This is a genomic window from Methanoplanus sp. FWC-SCC4 (assembly GCF_032878975.1).
GTDB classification, from domain to species: domain Archaea; phylum Halobacteriota; class Methanomicrobia; order Methanomicrobiales; family Methanomicrobiaceae; genus Methanochimaera; species Methanochimaera problematica.
In genome coordinates, this window is sequence record NZ_CP043875.1 from 1,734,367 (window position 1) to 1,754,078 (window position 19,712).

Consider the following 19,712-nt stretch of genomic DNA (forward strand, 5'->3'; position numbering starts at 1 on the left):
TTCTGTTTTTTCAGAAAGATGATTTAATACTGTTATTTATTTTTTTAATTATTAAATCAGGATTTTTCCTGACCTCATGCTCCCAGAATCTTAAAACAGTCCAGCCCGAATCCTCAAGCTCTTTTGTGATTTTCTTATCCCTCTCAACATTTCCATTTATCTTATTCATCCAGAATTCCGTATTTGTCTTAGGTTCGCGGAAACACTCAGGGCATTTGTGCCAATAACAACCGTCAATGAAAACCGCAATTTTGTATTTTGTAAAGGCGATGTCAGGCTTTCCGGGAAGGTCATAATGAATCCTGTATCCACGGATGCCGTTCTCCCAAAGCATTTTCCGGATTTTAATCTCCGGTTTTGTGTCTTTGCTCTTTATTGAGGACATATTTCTTTTTCGCTGCTCCGGAGTCAGGACGTCGGTCATTTCAGATTTTTAATTTGGGATGGATTATTATAAATATTGGTTGTAAATTGCAAAAAAGCAAATAGGAATATTTTTCTAAAAACATACCAATTTTTGATTAAGCTTTTTTGGGGAAAATAATGGGTAAAAAATTGAAAACAGAAGAGATACTACCATCTGCAAGAAGAACAATGAGTGCATTCAGGAATTTCGGGTACACATTCAGCAGCGCTGTTGCGGAAATTGTTGACAATTCAATAGAAGCAGGTGCAAACGAAGTAAATATCAATATTAATTTTGACGGATCAGATTCATGGATAACCATTGCCGACAATGGTCAGGGGATGGGATTAAAGGAAATTACCGAAGCAATGAGGTATGGAACCGAACGCAAATATGATTCACAATCTCTCGGTAAATTCGGAATGGGACTGAAAACAGCTTCCCTGAGTCAGTGCAGATGTCTTACTGTTTCAAGCAGAAAGAGTCTGAATACACCATATATTACCGGCTTATGCTGGGATTATGATCATATCCAGAAAACAAACAAATGGCAGGCAATCAAATTAAAAAACACCGAACTAAACAGGAAAGTAAGAAAACCGTTAATGAAAAACACAGGGACAGTCGTGATGTGGGAAAGGCTGGACCGTATAGCAGAACTCGAAAATCCTGACGGAAAAAGAGGAGAAAAACGCCTTCTAAAAATGGTTGAAGATCTTGAATTACATCTGGGAATGGTTTTTCATAAATATTTATCAGGGGAAATCAAAAGAAAAAATTTAAAGATTTGTATTAACGGAGAAAAAGTCAGACCATGGGATCCTTTCGTCAGAACTGAAGAAAAGCTGGATATTCTCAATCCGATAAAAATACCTGTTAAAACAGATAAATCAGAGGCCCATGTTATTCTTGAACCGTTCATCCTCCCAAAAAAATCAGATTTTTCATCAGATGCAGCATTTGAATCCGCATCAGGCCCGCATAAATGGAATATGCAGCAGGGTTTCTACATATACAGATCAGGCCGTATGATTCAGAGCGGGGGATGGAACAGGATTCGTGCTTCAGATGAACATACAAAATATGCAAGGGTTATGATCGATTTCCCTCCGGAACTTGACGAAATGTTCAGCATTGATGTTGCAAAAATGCGGGCAAAAATCCCCCTGCAAATCCGAGATTTAGTAAAAAAAGAGACCGAAAAAGTTGTGGGAAAAGCGAAAAGAGCCTATGGCGCTGATATGAATACAAAACTGAAACGAAAAATATCAGAAGTGATAAACTCAGATGAAATAAAAAAAGAAATCTGTAAAACCAACAACATCCCAAAAATTGAAAATAATTTTCCTAAAAACACCTCTGAAACAGGCGGGGAAGTCATAACATCATCAACCCATGCAGATCCACTTCCTGTTGCAATTAATTCTACAATAAATCAACTGGATGTAACAATTCCCGTTCAGTTTCAGGAAATATATGAGACAGAAATACCTGATGATGAATATTTCAGACTATTAAGGGCAGTATATGATGTTTTAATGGAGTATTCTGATTCTGCAGAAAAAAAGGTTTTAAAAGAGGTTTTCACAAGAATACCCCAATTTGAAGAAAATGTCATTGCAAAGAATTCTTATATAGAAACAATATAATACCCAATATGGAAATTGATTTATATTATTAATAATGTAACCAAGCTTGCAAAAAGTAATAGAATATATCTGACAATAATATATATTAACTTTATAATGGGAATTCAGGAAGAAGATTTGGATGAAATAAGAAGAAAAATACTAAGTAAACCATTTAGCAAACGCTCAGATGAAGAAACTACATTAATTAGAGAGATTGAAAGAAAAAGGAAAATTGAAGAAGATAAAACCAAACTTGAAAAATATAAAATTAATAAGGCTAATAAATACGGAAAAGAAAAACAAAAAGTTCAGAATACTAAAAATATGATGAAAAGGACAAAATTTAGAGAATTTGATTTAATAAAAGATACATTTGAAAAAAGGTTAGGGTATAAATTAAAAATTGGTGAAATTAATACATTAAGAAAAGTCATAGGTGACAAATATATATATGACATTAGCATTGAAGAAATTTCAACTCTTTGTACTCATATTCAAAACCTTAAAACTAGATATGGTAGCGGTAAAACTATAACATAATTATTTACCATGAAAAACAATGGAACGATTAAAAGAGAAATATTTACAGATCCTGAAAATTTTAAAGATAAAGATCTTGAAGAAAAATTTAATAAAAAACAAAAATATTGGGGATCAAATTATTAAAAATACGCTATTTTCCTCTCAAATTCTATTTAACCGAAATAAAAATAAGCATTGTTCTTGCCCTTGTTATCCCGACATACATCAGTTCATCAGCCGAATAAAGTTCAGGAGATACAATCAGAATTATTACACTGCTCTCAAGACCTTTGAATCTTCGTACAGAATCCGCACATATAAACCCTTCAGCGGACTTTCCAGCCTCGACGGTTATAATATCGCCTATCTTTCCGGAAGGAATTATGGATTTAATCTCTGAAGAAGAAGATGCAAGAACTGCAATATCCTCAGGAAAAATTTTTTCATTTTTGATAAGATCATATACACATTTTTCAAGTGTTTTACGGATTTCAGGATAAGCAGGCTTTGTTTCAAAGTATTTTATATCAATTCCGAAAGGTCCTTCGGAAGTAACAACCGGACCTGTGTAATATTTCTCAGATTCACTAAATATTTTTTGAGTGTTTCGGAGATTTCTTGACAAAGTAATTGGAGATTTTTCGAAATCTTCGGGCACATGATATAATGAGTCGTATATTTTCTGATTTGTATCAAGAAAAATTCTTGCAGTACCCGAACCATCCACCACGAGTGTTTCAATAAGTGCATCGGTCCATTCCCTGTAAAAATCCTGGCCCTCGTCAATAATAATCACATCAAAACGTGACAGTTTCCCTGTTTTGAATGCTTCTTTCAGAAGATTGGGATAAACATGCCTGAATAAAATATCATCAGGTATATTCCGGGGAATTTCAAGTCCGGCCTGCAGGGCTGATTCATAACAGAGTCTGTGAAATGTAGATACCAAGATATTTTTTTCATGTGAAAGCTTTTTTTGGAGATTTTCTGCAAGAGGGCTGTTATAGCAGGTTAAAAGAACCCTTCTGTTTTTACCTGCACATCTTATAGCCTCTTCAACAGCAATGATAGTTTTTCCTGTTCCCGCTGCCCCATAAACCGCAATTTTCTTTATATCCGTCATCATCTCAAATAAATGAAACTGCTGCTGCGTCTGATATAATATGGCCGATTCATCATCCCTGATCATGGTTCCTTCAGGATAATGAAGCTGAAAAGGTCTTGCAAGAAGATCCTCAAGTGCTTCTATCCCGTCATCACCAAGTGGATTTTCACCATAGCTGGATTCACTCTCTGCATTCATCATACCATGAATCCATCCGGCAAAATCAGTCTCAAATTCGGATGTAAAACAGAAAATGTCAAGAGGAGCATCCATCCCAAGATCTTCCTCCGGCATATAGGAATGAGGGAGAACCACACCGTGGGCCGCTCTTATTCTACGTGCTCTCCAGAAAGAGGATTTGTTAAGCTTCTTGAGAATCTGGTATTTGGAATTTGTTGCCTGACGAACGGGATTTTTTATCCGGTGGTTGAAACCATATCTGTCTTTTGTCTTCCAAGTTTCTGTCTCAGGATCATATGAAACAGCCCCGCCTTTTACTTCAACTGAAAGAATACCATAATCCCTGTGTGCCACAAGAAAATCGCACTCGCCGTCAATTTCCTCACCAAATCTGCTCAGGCCAAGCCAAGGTCTTGAATAAAAAACAACATATGAATCGTCCAGCTCTTTCTCAAACTTTTCGAAAACCTTTATTTCTGTACTTCTCAGGATATTTTCCCTTACATCAGACGGTACAACCGCCGGCCACATTTTTGCCATTTACAGATCCCTTAAAATACCCCTGAAATAACCGGAATCAGGGTTGTCATGGTGCCCGACAAGCATCCCTCTGTCAAGGAAGCGGTTAAATTCCTCACAAGAAGTCTCCGGTGCCATGCAGCAACCGTGACAAGAAGCAATTGAAAAACTCTCAGGAACTGCCATCATCCCTGTAATACACAAGGGATCTGATGAACACCACTCCATTGATTTAATTGCTGAAATGATCGTTGGTTCTATCCGTTTTGACTCCCCCTGTCTCTGAAGCCCACCAAGTGTCCCGTCAGAATCCGGACTTGAAGTGTATATAAGAAAACCAGCCATTCCTTCTGAAACCGGAATATCTTCACATATATACAGTCTTTCTCTGAGAGAAGCTGTTGAATATCCACATTCAAGTGTAAGCTGCCTCATCAATGCGTGTGCAAATGTATGAATCAGCAGAAAACGTGGAGTTATTGTTTTTGTTGGAACAGTACCAGGATATTTTTTGCTCCATTCCTCACCCATTTTACGGTTCAGATCATATGCTTTTTCACAGACAAAATTATCATTTTCCCAATTTCTAAGACTGTCTTTATTGAATTCAATAAAAACACCCTCTCCTCTTACCTCAATAGCCGGAAGCCAGTCTTTTTTTGTATTTGACAGGGGTGAAATATTTACATCATCCTCATCCCCTGGAGGTTTAATCCTTGTAAAGCCCCTTAATGCACGGACCTCTCTTAAACGAACCGCACGTACGATTCTGCTGAAATAAGGTTGCAACATTTCTGGAACGGATTCATTTCTTATCTCAAATTCTCCCGGTTCACCGGTTGCTGCAGTGTTAATTCCAGAAGTGAACTTCAGATATTCCTCATCTCTGAGTTTTTCCGGAATTATCCTCTCATAAAGAACCTTTCTATGTTCAATAGCCTTTACAAGTCCCTCAGGAGTCATATGAAGAGATTCGAGAGTTTTCTTAAGGCTTCCTCTGGAAAGCATTTTGACAAAAGCCACTCTGTCATCATCATCGGCATTGATTATGTCATTCCAGTAAGTTCCTATTTCCTCACGAAGTTCATCCGACCACGGGGGGATGCTCAGGGCCGATTCGATTACAGGGAAATAAAGATTTGACGCACCACGCTGCATTACCCGCGGTGTCAGGTCACAGTCCTCATACGAGCCATATAGCCACGGCCTTCTGCCGGAACAGGAATACCCCGCAAGTGCATTAGCTCCAAAAATTCCTTCAAGCGATCTAGAGGCCCTGCAGTCCGGACAAGTAAGAATTAACCCACCAAGACCTGCTCCTTTTGATTCGAGTTTTAAAAAACCCTTTTTTTCTTTGTTTTTACAGCCTTCTTCATGCCTGACCCACCAGTGCCACGGGAAATCATCCAGATGCCCTCCCTCGCAGGCTATAACAAACCTGACCGGAACAACATATGCCTTATCCCCTCTGCCAGATCTTTTATTAGAACAGGAAGCACAATACAAGCCGGCTTTCCCAGGGTCCTCCATCCACATGTCTGCAGTCCCGATATTATTACAGTCCGGACATTGTAACCAGCCGGGAAATCTTACGGCAGAAATAGCTTTGTCGGATTTTCTGTTTCCAAAGTCAAAAAAATCATCGTTCACAACTGGAGGAAGCCGAAATCCACGGACTCCAAGTTTTTTCTGAAGTCTTTCCTCAAAAATTACCTGTTCGTTCTTAAGACCTTCGGGTTTGAAATCCCAGTCCCATGAGTCCAGACCGGAAATTACAGCAGATATTGCAGCGTCTCCTGATCTGAAGTCAACCACAGAACCGGGACCATGCGTCATAAGAACAGCACTTCTTCTTAGTTTCCCAAGACTATAAGCCATACTACTCATTACTCCCTTCATTAAGATTTTTAAGACCCCTACGTAATTTAAAAGGAGTTGAAGTCTCAACACTTCTCATATTGTTCATAACAGGCCATGCCTTCCCAGGGCTTCTTCCTGTTGCCCGTTTTGTTGCCGCTGCTTCTGCATCCTGAAGCAGTGACTTTTCCTGCTCTCTTCTGTTCAGATAATACTCAGGAGACATTTTCCGCCATTCTTCCAGATATTTCCCGAGTTCCGCTCCCACCTCTGTTTCAGAGCTGTCAATGGATTTCGCACGGGATACAATATATCTGATAATTCCTTCAGTTTCTTCAAGACTTTTTTCTGAAAATTCAGGTTTTTCTGACATACCTGTTGCCAGATGCCTAACAAGAGAGACTAGTACAGCTCTTAATGCCCGGTCTCGGCTCCTTGAGGCAAAAGGCGTGACACTTGTTGCCTCAACGTCGCGGTAAAGCGTATTATGCCATGTAACAAAGGTTTCATATCTTGATCTGTCCCTTACTTTAGCATTATTAAGTACAGAAATCACAAGTCCCGGAACTTTGCCTCTTCCTACCCTGCTTGTTGCCTGAATATATTCAGAAATACCTTTTGGCTGTCCGTCAACAACCATCAGGCCAAGACGTGGAATATCAACTCCCACACTGAGCATATTTGTTGCAAGTATAATGTCAATGACATCATCTTCTCCTGCTTTTATTGCAAGACCTTCAAGCATATCCCTGACCTCATCCTGTGATCTTCTTGAAGTCAGTTCCTCTATTCTTTCCGGATAACCTTTCCCTTCTTTCCTCCGCTCAGCTATGACAGAAATGCTATCACTGACATCATCCTGCATTAGAACAAGAGCCCCTCCAAGTTCCCTTAAGGAATTAAAGTATGTCACAAGTGTCCAGTATGGATCGGCAAGTCTGATATCAGCAATACCAGATCTTGCAGACTGAACAAGTGAAGCAGATACTGCCTGAAGGGTAAACTTGTTTGAGCGTCCTGCCGTTGTCACCGCAGCATAAAATCGCCCAGGTGCATCATTGTCAATGACCGCAAACCCTGAATCTCCCGCATCAATTCCCGAAGGAGGAAACTGACAAGTGTCCCTATCAAAAAGTGCACGAATCTGATCATCCGCCCGTCTTATGGTCGCAGTTGATCCAATAATTTTAGGTCGCCTGTCGTTGCGGGTAAAAAGCCTGTCAACAGCAACCTCATAGAGGCCCGATACTGTCCCAAGAGGTCCGGATATCAGGTGCAGTTCATCCTGAACAATGAGATCCGGCGGATTATTTATGTCAATACCAAACAATTCCTTTATTTCACTTCTTCTTACAATCTGGGCAAATTTGTCCACGGTTCCAATAAGAAGTGTCGGGCAAACTGAATATATATCAGAATCAACGGTGTAAACAGGCAGAGGTTTACTCTCATTATAGAGAATACAGTCACAATTATTACACCGGACATTTATTCTTTTATTCTTTTTATCATCAGTCCAGTTCAACTTTCTTCCACAGGCGGGACAATTCAGAAGTTGCTTAGGAGATGCAGCCGTTTTTTCATCGCCTCTGCCTCCGCCAAAAGATCCTTTTGCTTCTTCATAATTGTTGGGTGTTGCACCGCCCCCCACCCAGAGACCTATGGAAAAAGGCACATTTCCAAGTTTTTTATAATTATTATAACCTGTTTTGCCACGTCTTATCGCCTCACATGCAAGCATGAGAGCAGCAGATCTTGTGAATTGCTGTGTTGTAAGAAGTCTGAGAGTATATCTCATTACAGCCGCAACGCCGGCCCCTTCATCAGGATCATCGCGGGATAACCTGCGGTAAAATGTAATAAATGCAATAAGTGCCAGATAAGCCTCTGTTTTCCCTCCGCCTGTGGGAAACCATAAAAGATCCATCACATTTCTGTCAGGGTGGCTGCTGTCTGCAACTGATTCCGCCGACAACAGAATAAACCCAAGCTGAAATGGTCTCCACTTAAAAGGAGCTTCTTTGGATCTTTCCTTATTCCATGAGTGTTGCAGAACTATTGCCTGATTGGCAAGCCGGAATGCCTCAGCCATTACAGGATCACCTGCAATTCTTATAGCTCCGGCTTTCATTCTTTCCATAACCTTCAGACAGTTTTCAAGGTTTTGTTCCGCATCTACCTTATATAAAGATTCTATTTCACCGACTTCGGATTTTTTTGATGCTATCCATTCATGATAAAGGATAGGAAGTTTTAACAAAATCTCCTTCATTTCGTCATCTGGGGCAGAGGACAATAAATCAGCAGAAAGCGGATTAGCAGACGAATTACCTTCAAGTTCCCTGAATATCTCATGCCCCAGAGGACTCGTTGCCTTCACTTTAACTTGTGGAACCCACGAGGTTTTAACAAAAAGTGCATGATTTTTGTTTTTCTGATCTTCTTCCCACTCTGCAGAACAGGTGTGTCCTGTTGCAAATTCCAGTGAATTCCTATAGAGTAACGCAGTTGATCTTTCCTCATCGTCCTTTCCTGAAAATGGAAGAACATCTGAAGAAGGTCTTGGAATCAGTTTAGTATTGCCTGAAGGCCATATTTTGATCTCGGTCTGGAAAAGTGAGGCTTCCTCTGTGGCAATGCGGCCTGAAGACCTGTCTGTTTTTCTTTCGTTTAGCAATGTAACCGTTGAAAGAAAAACCCCTCCTCTGTAAATTGTTCTGATATGAAGATAAACCCCCTGAGGACCGCCAAACTTTTCAAGGCTTATTTTTTCAGATATGGAACCATAAAGAGAAACAGGGATATCCTCAAGAATATAAGGATTTCTTTTCCACAAGTGTTTTTTTCTCTCCTTGTCAGCAGATTCATCTTTTTTGACTTCTGTTATGCGTTCATATTCCGCAAATGACACAGATACCAATATAGAAGGATCTTGCCCATCCGATGAAACAGAAAATGAAACCCCTGCAACTGAAGGGCGGTTCATTGAAGATGCGGATATTTCTTCATCAGAGCCGTCACTGCCGTCATCCCCTGAAACTCCGTCTGCTGCCGACTTCTCATCCTGATTTTCATCAAATCGTGTCTGACCGGGCCACAAAATCCCTGTAAGATAGACATCCGAGGGTTTGGAGTCCAGAATTTCATCTTCTTTGTAAGGGCCGATAAGATCCTCTTTCAGCCTTTTTAGTAACAATTCGCGTTCATTTTCAGATATCATTTCTAAACACCCTATCAGTTAAAATAAATTGTCGGGAAGCCCGAAATTATAGGAGCAGGCATTATTCCACTTTCACACCAGGGATAATGCAGTGTTTCTGCAATACTGTCATCAGGAGGAACAACAATTGTGCGGAGTCCGAATATGTGGAGATGTTTAAAAAACGAAGGGGTCGTAGTATATCCTTTCCAAAGTGTTGATCTTGCCTTGAATATATCATTATTTACACCTTTTGAAAGAACAGCAACTGATCTTTTCCTGAGAGCATAAATGTCTGATGAATCCAAATTACTGATTTTAATTCCATCTGGATTTCCAAGAGCAATTCTGTATGTATAATCTGATTTGTAATCCCTCCATGCAAATGCATCTGCCAGATCACTGGAAATATTCATCATAGTTTTTATATTGGATTCAACATCTTCAGGAAGTTCAAAATAAGACTTACCTGAAATACATTCTGCCGAAATATCATTTTCAAGTCCAATCTGTACCTGTAAAGCATTTCTTTTATTTTTTACATGACCAAAAACACGCGGACAGTTGTTGACTGAAAGAGTATATGTCTGATATCCTCTGCCATGAAGAAGCCTTTCCCTTGCCCTTGTAGCGGCAACAAAAAATACTCTTGCCTCCTCATCATAGTCAATATTATTCCATTTTTGGATTTCAGGAATAATAAGGCGTACTTCCTTTGTCTCCCTTCCTTTTGAGGCATGAATGGTACTCAGTACCGGTCCTGAACATCCAAATTCGGGATAACATATACCCGCCGGCGGTCTCTGAGCACCCAGACGGATTCTTAAATCAGTCATACTTACACGTGTCGCCGATTTTCCGCTTAATCTGTTGATCATATCCCAGGCTTTTTCAGAGTCGGATACTTCAAAGGAGGTTCCGGAGATTCTCTCATCCCAGAGTTCAGTAAACACATTTTTTTTCAGATTTTCTTCTGTGAAATCATTAAGTACAATACCTACCCATGGAAGAATACATACCGGAAGACCTGACATCCTCAGACGGTGATCTGTTTTGGTGAAGGCCGATGCCCTGAGAACCTCCGCTTTTTTTCTAAAGAGAACAAAACAGTCATCGTCATCAAAATCTCCGACTCCCATGCCTTTAATTTCCTCTGAATTTGACAGAATATCATCTCTGACAGCGGTAAATTTTTCAGCACCTCTGTTTTGATCCAGAACCTTTAGCCTGGTGTCATGGAATATTTTACACAAACCCAATGATTTAGTACGATGAATTTTTTCAAGTTTTTTCCGAGAAAAAATGTCAGGATAATTCTCTTTAAGAATCCCTGTGAGTATTTTTCCGGATTGTTTACTTTCATCATTATTTTTCTCTGCAAAGCCGTAAATAGCCTGGGCATCATCAGAGAATACAGATATTCCGGCATCTTCAGACATGTGATCGATTATTGAAAGAATTAGTTCACTTCTCGGACTGACAATGTCCTGGGCTTCATCTATTATGAGATGACGGATATTATTTTTGATGTAATCGGCCTCATCACCATCTTCGTTTATTTTCTGTGTCAGCTTTTCAATTGTGTCCTCATATGATCCTGTAAGTGAAGCCGCATCATCAAATCCTGAGTGTATATTCCAGGCATGTGAATCAAGTGTTGCAATTCGGATTGAGTAAACATCATCCGGATTATCAAGATATTCACTAATACGGCTTTGGATTTCCTTCACAGCCGTTCGTGTAAAACTGACCAGCCAGACACGGACCGGACTGATACCCCCCCTGTCTATGAGCCATGCAACACGGGCACATGCAACAGCTGTTTTACCGGTTCCCGGTCCGGCATCCACGATAATTCTCTCTCCAGGTCTGGTTTCAATTATCCCTTTCTGGTAAATGTCAGGAAAACCGCTGTATTCATTATAATCTTCACCGGTTGTGCTCTCATCTGTATTTATTCCCGAATTACTCTGCAAATCTCCTTTAGAGGTTACTTCATCAGCACAAGGATTTGTTTCCGGCCTCTGAACACACGTAGCTCCCTCTTCCGAGGCATTAATCACGATTTTTGGCGGGATGACTTCCTCCTTAATTTTAGCTGCAGAGCCTCCATCCATGTCTTTCCGGAGCCTTTTTAAAAACATTTTTAACTTATCTTTAGTAAGATCACCCACATTCTGCAGACTGAATATTTCAGATATTGTTTTTTCACATCTGGGGGAAGTCACTGTGAAATCAGGATTACCCTTTTCTCCCGTAACAAAATCAGATTCATGGTTTTTTACCTGAGGAATCGTAGGAATTATTATTTTGTCAGATCGTGTCGGCGAAACGGTATTAGGTGCAACTGCAGATAGTTTTTCTATATCGTTCACAAAGGAAGGAACCTTTATCTCTGCGGCCGGAACTACAATCCGGCCTGATTCAGAACCAGTATGAGTTTCAGGCGCTTCTTTTGTGCCCTTTGTTTGGGAAGGACTCTTTTTTATAAAAGTAACTTTGTGGTTTTCAACAACAGAGGGATCTGAATTTAATTCTGCTTTTTCTATGGTTCCATCACACACTTCTGGCTTTAACAGTTCACCAGTCTTTTCGATACAGGGGAAAAAGATTGTTCCGTGCTTATCAAGTGCCATTTCAGGAAGCGGCACATATTCAGAGTTCTCTTTTTCAATTGTTTTAAGAGCATTTTTGAACAGGTTCGCAAGTTTAACCGGATCACGGCCGCAGAGAATTAGAATGTACCATGCCCTGCTAAGATTGAGAAACTTTCCTTTTTCAACACTGATTTCAGAATTCACCGTGGCATGGGCTGTCCGAATAATATCCTCCCACTGCCTGTCTGTTAATTCTTCTCCAGGGAATATCTGAAGAATACCTGGTATTCTTCTGACAGCAGTATAACTAAACTCCTCAATAGCCGATTTAAAATTAAAAGTGCCGGTATTTCCGGAGAACTCTTTGTTTTCATGAGACAATCTGAAGAATCTCTCGGCTTCGCCCTGGTATTCAGCAAGTTCAGAGTCTTTCCACTCGATATTCAGGTCAAGACCCATATGAAGAGCTGAAGATTGTACCCACGCAAGATCATCAATAAAAAGCTCGGCGTCCATTTCCTCTACGTAAAAAGAACGTTCGGGGATAGCCACAAGCTGGTAGAATGTTGGTTTTTTATTTCCGTCTTTTCTTAAAACACGACCCATACGCTGGATTAACTGAAGTCTGGATTTTGTGAAGGCTAAATTTATTCCAATATCTGCAGATTTGATGTCAATTCCCTCATTGAGCATGTCGGCACCGATTAAAATTCCGGTCTCTACAGCGATGAATTTGTTAACAATATCTATAGGTCTCTCTTTTATCTGGGAATGAATGACAAAGACATTTTCAAAATATTTTTTCAGTTCACGTCCTACAAAATTACAGCTTTCGATATTCATCAGAAATATGACGATTTTATGCTTATTACCAAGACTTTTCGCCAACTCTAAAGCTTTTTCAAGGCGTGGCTGAGATGTATGTATTATTTGTCTTCTCTTGAGAACCAGGGCCTGAAGAGCCTTCCACTGATCAGGTAATGCTTTTCCGGTGAGACGGGCTCTTTCACAGAGATAAATAAAATCTCCGAGACTTTTTATTGAAAAACCTTTTTTGTTTGTAATGTGCAGGATCGTGCCCTTATCATTTCGGACATAATTGAAACTTTTTCTGATCTTTCCGGATATCTCTAAAAAATCGGCCTGTTCTTTTATGTCAAGATATACCGGATGTACAACCCACGAAAACTCAGGAATTATTCCGTCTTTCAGAGCCTGAAGAATAGGATATTCATATACTACCTTTGCAAGTTCTTTTGATATGGTCTGTCTTTTATAAGGATCCCCCAGCTGGGCAGTCAGGCCTAAAAGCCACTTATGGTTTACTGCAAGTGCCTCTCTGTATTTTAATCCACGCATATGATGAACTTCATCAATAATAAGCAGATCTGTACTGTATTCTAAGGGCCTCCGTATTATTGTCTGAATAGTCTCAAAACGAATTGTAATTGAATCAGCTGATATTCCTGTTTTATAGGATTTGCCTGATTCAGCAGGGATACCCATTTTTTTGATTATTTCCCTTCTCCACTGGTTCAGTATGACAGTTGAGTGGCAGGCTACGAGAACTTTTTTTCCTTTTACTGAATGCAGGCTTTCTTTCCAAAGTTTTTCAATGGCCATCATCCCTACAGCCGTTTTTCCCGTTGCAGTTGCCATTTCGACAACACCATAATGGTTTGCCTCTTCCCACATGGAAACGGCCTTTTCCTGATGTTTCCAGGGGATTAACATCATCCGGGGTTGTCCTGCAATCTGCATTGCTGTTTTTAAGTCTGTTCTGGAGATGATGTCCATTAAATTAAAAAGAAATTCCCGATCTTTTATTATAAAAAAAAGTTCAAGGAAAAAAAGTCCGCTTCCTGCTTCAAATGTGGTTGCAACACGGTCAATTATTTCCGGTCCTGAAAATTCAAGAGGAGTTTTTCGTTTTTTGTCTTTGCTTATATTAACAATGATTTTTTTAAGAATATTGTTTATTATTGCAATATCTGCTGATCCATGAATGCCTGTTTTTGTATGTGACACATTGGATATCAGATTGTTTGTTACTTCAAGAAACCGGCCAAACAGTTCTTTTGTCTCATCATAATAATCAGGGTTATCACTTATCGGATTATAAACGGATTCAGATTTTATTCTGGATTCCAGAATAGTAAAAAAGTGGTCACTGTACCAGTTTCTAAGTTTTCTGTGTTCTTCCTTAAAGTCAAGCCCCAGTAAAGGAACAAACCTGTATCCATCCTGCCTGTAATAACTGTACTGCAGAAGTGCATCATCGGCGTAAAAAAAACCCGTATAAGGATCTTTCAGATATTTATCTGCGAAATCCTTAAAATCCGGTATGTCTCTTTGGCAATTATTTTTTCCGGAGAGGCAGACACGACAAAGTCCCATATCCGTTGCATCTCTTACGCCACATTTAGTGCAACGGACCAACTCTCAAATCCCCTTTATAAATAGATATGATTATCGTGAATTTATTTCCCCCAAAAAAACTGCCTGTCGACATAATTAATATCTCGTTTATTTTTGATTAATTATAATTAAAATTGACAATTTTCACCATTAATCTTTCGATTTTTTTCTAAAAAAACATACAGGACAATTAAAAAGGAACATTTCATTCCTTCGGAAACTATTTTGGAAAAATTCACCCCCTAACCTCCACATAACTCATCCTCCCGTGAACCCCGTCCCTTCTCACAACATCAACAAGCCGGAGCTCCTCAAGTTTTTTGATATACTCAAAAAAGTAGGTATAGCCAATATTCAGCTCATCCTTAGCACGCCGCTGCACCTGACCTGAAGTAACACCGTCCGTATTTCCCCGATCCGCTGCCTCACGGTTCATCTCACCGATAAGATCAAAAAGATGTCTCTCACCCGGCTTCAGAGTCTTAAGAGTCTCATTCACATGAACATCTTTTGAGAACGTAAACGCCTGATTCACATCCCCTTCCGTAACAGAAGTTCTTGCATCATTCTCAGCACTCATCACCGATCTTCTGATAAGGTCAAGACCAACACGGAGATCCCCTGTCTTCATAGAGAGGTCAACGATATAATCAAGGATATCTCCGGAAATGACATTCGGATAAACACCCTGAAAAATTCTGGCCTGATAAATATCGTGCATTTCTTCAGCCGAATAAGGCGGAAAATATACCTCAGCCGGCCGGAATGATGACAATACACCTGCATTAAGACCGGCAGAAAGATCCCTGTGAACATCTGAAACAATTGCAAATATTCCCACACGGACACCCTCATACTCCTGATGAAGTCGAAGGGCCGTGAAAAGTGTCGTGTTCATTGCATCCCGGTTCTGAATGTAGTTCACATCATCAAGGCAGAGGAGAACAACCCGTTTTTCCTCTGCAATTTTCTTTGCAGCGGCTGAGACAAGATTGTTGTAGGACAGTCCTGCCGGTGCCGCCCTGACTCCTGAAACTTTCTGATAAACCTTTGAAAATATGGAAAACGGGGTCCTGTCTATCTGGCAGTTGACATAAACCGCTGCAAGTCTTTTTGTGTATCCTTCCGCTTCTGAAAACAGCCGCCTGACACATGATGTCTTCCCCGTTCCCGGAAGCCCCCTGCAAACTGTGTTTACCGGCGAACAGCCCGTTAATGCCGGACGTAGATTATACGAAAGCTCCTTTATCTGTTCATCCCTGAATAAAAATCTGTCAGGTATGTAGTCTGATTCAAATGTCTGAAGATCTTTGAATAATGTCTGGTCCCACTGTAGCAACTGGTTCATATTTTCAGGTGATATCTGTGGGGAAATAAAAGGTTACGGGGTTTACTTTCATACCGCACGCATAGGATTTATGGTCTCATTAAATTGGATATATTCAGCGGGTTAAAAGGCGCACTGTGAATAAAAAATAGAGAATAATTTGATGGTTTTTCAAGTTTTGTGTTTTCCCGTGTGCATATTATTAATGTGCGTTTGTCTTCATCCTCTCTTCAATAATCTCCTCGATCATTCTCTTTAGAATTTCAGGGTTGGTGTTAACATCCTTTGCCATCTCTTCGATTGTGTCCTGTGCATCCTCGGTGAATGACACTCCGCAGTGGTTGCAGAATTCCGCTTTTGGCGGGTTTATTGTCATGCATTTGGGGCACATGAGCGGCTCAAGTGCATGGGTTTCCTTCTCATCCTTTGGTACAATCCCGTAACTTCCAAGAACCTCGCGGTCAATGTCGCCTCCGGTAAGATGAGCGTATGTCTGAAACATTGGTGTGTTGATGTTTCCCCACATCATGAGTTTGATTACGGATTCGTTCATGCCTTCGTTTATCAGGTGGGTTATTCTGCTGTGCCGGAAGATGTGCGGGGTTATGTGTTTTTCAACTCCTCCTCTTAGTGCAACTCTCCTGATTATTTTCACTGTTGTGTCATATGTAAGAGGATCTTTTCGGTGCGTTATGAATGCGAGTGAGTCTCCCTTCGGTTCAAAGGGGTAGTCCTGACGCCATGCAGAAAGGTAAGGTTTTGCCATTACAAGACGGACATACCGCTGCGTGCTGCATTTTGTATCCTCGATTGTCAGAATCACACCATATTCGTCAAATCTTATCCTTCCCCATGTCAGGCATCCCAGTTCACTTATCCTGCATCCTGATTCATAGAGAACTGATATTAATGCACGATCTCTTGAGGTCAGACACCCCCGGATAATTGACTCTATGTCCTCTTTTGAGAGCATCTGGTCCGGGCGTTTTGTGGTTTTGTCGGCACGGGGAGGTTTTATCTTCTGGATCTTCTCTTTTGGAAGATCTGAATAGCCGTTTTCTATCATCCAGAGAGAGATTCTTTTAATAAACATTACATAATCATGAACTGTGTTGATCTTGTAAGGTCGTCCCCTGCTGGTTTTCGCAGATTTCAAATTGGAAATTGCTTTGTAGATGTCGGATAATTTTGCTTCCCTGTAAGGACAGATGAATCGTCTCCAGTTTACAAGAGTGTATATTATCTTGTTTTTTCTAATAAGACCAATGTTCTGTGATGCCTCGAGTTCAGCTATGAATTCATAGATGAGATCAATGTCATCCTGTGTTAGCCTGTCTTCTCTCATTGCCATTTCAAAAGATTTGTCTGGACGGGCAGAACTGACCTTATGAAAATTTATTTCATTCCGGGTGGGTGCTGTGATACTTCCCATGAAAGAAAGTTCATATTAGGGACATATAAAGTTTAGGCGGGGGATTTGGACATGATTGGGGGATTCCTCAATGCGGATTTTCTTAAAAAGTCGTTTTCATCCACATTTAGGCTTTCACAAAGTCCTGCAAGTGAACAGATCTCGTTAAATGTAGTCTTAGAATAGATCTCATCTAAAGAGATTCCATAATGATCAACAAAACCCGCAAGTGAGATTTTTTTACCCGTATCCAACTCAAATGACTTTGCAATTTCAACAAAACGCTTTTTGTTGTTCCATGAAGCCTTAATATTTTCAAGAACCTTCTCACGTGCAACTTTCTCAAGATGGATATAGCATCCTTTCGGAAGAGAATATACATCATCTTTAATCTGTTTTTTAATAGAAGTCCTGTTAGAAGATGTCAATGCTAAAAGACGAGTATCAAATCTAAAATTAATATTCTGTCTTCCTACAAAATCCAAAACGGTCAAACACTCTTTCCCATCACAAAGACGCAGACCCCTTCCAAGCTGTTGTAAAAATACTGTGAGGCTTTCTGTCGGTCTTAAAAATAAAACGGTATTGATCTCAGGGATGTCAACTCCCTCATTGTACAGATCAACTACGAATATGAAATGTATCTCTTTAGAGACCAGTTTCTTTTGAACAGAGTTTCTCTCATCTTTAGGACTTTTAGAGTGAAGGCATGCGGACATAATTCCAAGACTGTTGAATGAATCAGCCATATACTTTGCATGTTCAATACTCACACAAAATCCAAGTCCTATTACATCATCGATATTTGTGACATATGTTTCAATTCCTTTAATTATCTGAGATATACGCCCATTATTTCCAATATAAAGACGGGATAATTCTCCTCTGTCATATCCCCCTCTCTTCCATGCAATAGAGTCCAGATCAACAGTATCAGATACCCCAAAATAATGAAAAGGGCAGAGCAATTTTCGATCAATTGCTTCAGGGAGTCTTATCTCAGCAGATACCTTTCCGTTGAAGTATGAGAGGACATCAAAATTATCCATCCTCTCCGGTGTTGCAGTGAGACCAAGAAGTATCTTAGGCGTGTAGTATGAGAGAAGTTTTTGGTAAGATGGTGCTGCTGCATGATGAAACTCATCAACAATTATCATATCATAATAATCAGGAGGTGTGAATTCAGTCAAATCCTTACTATTAAAACTCTGAATAGAAATAAACAGATTTTCTAAGTCCTCTGGCTTGCAATTTCCTACAAGGAGCTCTCCAAAGTTTGAGTCCTTTAACACACCTCGAAACACAGAGAGACTCTGCTTTAATATCTCCTCACGGTGTGCAACAAAAAGAAGTCTTGGCTGATATCCCAGTTCCTTTTTCAGATTTTTATAATCAAAAGCAGAAATTACAGTCTTTCCTGTACCTGTTGCAGAAACGAGCAGATTTCTGTAATTCCCATGAACTTTTCTGTCTGCCTCAAGCTTTTCTAAAATTTCTCTTTGATAGTCATATGGTTTTATGTCAAACGGTGTGATATCTCCAGATTCCTTGTAATACTTCTCGCTTAAAAGAGCATCAGCCAGAGTTTTTGCATCTTCTGGAGAATACGTTTTAAATTCAGAATCATTCCAATACGACTCAAAAGTGGCTTCAACTTTTTTTAAGAGATCATAGGTATCTTTCTCTGTAATTTTTACATTCCATTCAAGACCACTTGTGATGGCAGGATTTGAAAGATTTGAAGAGCCAATATATGCAGTTGAAAAACCGGTTTTGCGATAGAAAGTGTAGGCTTTTGCATGAAGTCTAGTCCTCTTTGTATCATATGACACCTTAACTTCAGTATTATCAAGGGATTCAAGAAATTCAACCGCCTTTATGTCTGTTGCACCGGTATACGATGTGGTAATTAATCTTAATTTGCCTCTTTTTGAAAACTCCAAAAGTTCATCTTTTATCAACCTAATCCCACTCCACTTAACAAAAGAGACCAGAATGTCAATTCTATCAGCCGACTCAATCTCAAGTCTGAGCTCGTTTAGCATACTCGGCTCAAGGGCTGAGCCCGTAAAAAGACTGCTCTTTGAAATTGAAGTCTCAGGTCTGGATATTTTCTTTTGACTAATAGACGGGTAATCCATCTTATCAAAAAGAGATAGAAGTATTTCACCATTCTTTCCAATAAGACAATGATTTAGTGAATCTTCTTTTGTTTCTTCTGCAAGATACTTAATCAGATTATTACAGACAGAAATCTGTTTTTCAAGAGTTCCATCTTTTTCTTTTATGTATCCAAGTGAAGTCCTTATAATAAGGGAAAGATAATCTGAAAGAATTTTTTGAGAGTCATCTTTATCTATTCTCTCCTTTTCAACCAACTTTGAATCAGAATCTGCTGATTTCAGTTTTTCGGAGATATAATTATTGATGATCTGCTCATAAATCCCATCAGAAAGAGGCATACAATAAAATTATGACAGGTTTATAAAAAAAGCTGTCCAAATAAATTTGAATTTTTTCATTGCATAAAACCAGGGTCT

At 39.7% G+C, this 19,712-nt stretch carries 10 protein-coding genes; 2 read left to right on the forward strand and 8 right to left on the reverse strand.

Features of this window, described 5'->3' with window-relative positions; translation table 11 throughout:
* Window positions 1–10: 10 nt before the first annotated feature.
* Window positions 11–424: a very short patch repair endonuclease gene (locus F1737_RS08795; protein WP_317136212.1), complete on the reverse strand. Its 414-nt coding sequence runs from the start codon at window positions 422–424 to the stop codon at window positions 11–13.
* Between the two features lie 119 nt (window positions 425–543).
* Here F1737_RS08795 and F1737_RS08800 point away from each other — a divergent pair, with 119 nt between their 5' ends.
* Both F1737_RS08800 and F1737_RS08805 read left to right on the forward strand, forming a co-directional pair.
* The gene (locus F1737_RS08800) at window positions 544–2,055 is read left to right on the forward strand and encodes an ATP-binding protein (RefSeq protein ID WP_317136213.1); all 1,512 of its coding nucleotides are present in this window, start codon (window positions 544–546) and stop codon (window positions 2,053–2,055) included.
* Between the two features lie 96 nt (window positions 2,056–2,151).
* Entirely contained in the window at window positions 2,152–2,577 is a 426-nt protein-coding gene (locus F1737_RS08805; RefSeq protein ID WP_317136214.1) for a hypothetical protein, read from the forward strand.
* A 151-nt stretch (window positions 2,578–2,728) separates the two neighbouring features.
* Here F1737_RS08805 and F1737_RS08810 read toward each other — a convergent pair whose 3' ends face one another.
* The 7 genes from F1737_RS08810 to F1737_RS08840 all read right to left on the reverse strand — a co-directional run bounded on the left by F1737_RS08810 (window position 2,729) and on the right by F1737_RS08840 (window position 19,634).
* A complete protein-coding gene (locus tag F1737_RS08810; RefSeq protein WP_317136215.1) occupies window positions 2,729–4,384 on the reverse strand; it encodes a nuclease-related domain-containing DEAD/DEAH box helicase in 1,656 nt (551 codons plus the stop codon).
* On the reverse strand, window positions 4,385–6,262 hold the full coding sequence (locus F1737_RS08815; RefSeq protein WP_317136216.1) for a DUF1998 domain-containing protein: 1,878 nt from the start codon (window positions 6,260–6,262) through the stop codon (window positions 4,385–4,387).
* Complete coding sequence (locus F1737_RS08820; protein WP_317136217.1) at window positions 6,243–9,440, reverse strand: helicase-related protein; 3,198 nt, start codon at window positions 9,438–9,440, stop codon at window positions 6,243–6,245. The genes F1737_RS08815 and F1737_RS08820 overlap by 20 nt, the downstream gene beginning before the upstream one ends.
* Window positions 9,441–9,454: 14 nt before the next feature.
* Window positions 9,455–14,455, reverse strand: a complete 5,001-nt coding sequence (locus F1737_RS08825; RefSeq protein ID WP_317136218.1) for a UvrD-helicase domain-containing protein — start codon at window positions 14,453–14,455, stop codon at window positions 9,455–9,457.
* 214 nt (window positions 14,456–14,669) lie between these two features.
* Window positions 14,670–15,782 (reverse strand): ORC1-type DNA replication protein, encoded by a 1,113-nt coding sequence (locus F1737_RS08830; protein WP_317136219.1) that lies wholly within the window; start codon window positions 15,780–15,782, stop codon window positions 14,670–14,672.
* A 181-nt stretch (window positions 15,783–15,963) separates the two neighbouring features.
* On the reverse strand, window positions 15,964–17,193 hold the full coding sequence (locus tag F1737_RS08835) for a site-specific integrase (protein WP_317136220.1): 1,230 nt from the start codon (window positions 17,191–17,193) through the stop codon (window positions 15,964–15,966).
* 32 nt (window positions 17,194–17,225) lie between these two features.
* Entirely contained in the window at window positions 17,226–19,634 is a 2,409-nt protein-coding gene (locus F1737_RS08840; RefSeq protein ID WP_317136221.1) for a DEAD/DEAH box helicase family protein, read from the reverse strand.
* Window positions 19,635–19,712 lie beyond the last annotated feature (78 nt).

Excerpts from the sequence above, each read along its gene's own strand:
- F1737_RS08800 (WP_317136213.1), top strand. The coding sequence starts at position 544 with ATGGGTAAAAAATTGAAAACAGAAGAGATACTACCATCTGCAAGAAGA.
- F1737_RS08810 (WP_317136215.1), bottom strand. The coding sequence starts at position 4,384 with ATGGCAAAAATGTGGCCGGCGGTTGTACCGTCTGATGTAAGGGAAAAT.
- F1737_RS08805 (WP_317136214.1), top strand. The coding sequence starts at position 2,152 with ATGGGAATTCAGGAAGAAGATTTGGATGAAATAAGAAGAAAAATACTA.
- F1737_RS08820 (WP_317136217.1), bottom strand. The coding sequence starts at position 9,440 with ATGATATCTGAAAATGAACGCGAATTGTTACTAAAAAGGCTGAAAGAG.
- F1737_RS08835 (WP_317136220.1), bottom strand. The coding sequence starts at position 17,193 with ATGGGAAGTATCACAGCACCCACCCGGAATGAAATAAATTTTCATAAG.
- F1737_RS08840 (WP_317136221.1), bottom strand. The coding sequence starts at position 19,634 with ATGCCTCTTTCTGATGGGATTTATGAGCAGATCATCAATAATTATATC.
- F1737_RS08815 (WP_317136216.1), bottom strand. The coding sequence starts at position 6,262 with ATGAAGGGAGTAATGAGTAGTATGGCTTATAGTCTTGGGAAACTAAGA.
- F1737_RS08795 (WP_317136212.1), bottom strand. The coding sequence starts at position 424 with ATGACCGACGTCCTGACTCCGGAGCAGCGAAAAAGAAATATGTCCTCA.
- F1737_RS08830 (WP_317136219.1), bottom strand. The coding sequence starts at position 15,782 with ATGAACCAGTTGCTACAGTGGGACCAGACATTATTCAAAGATCTTCAG.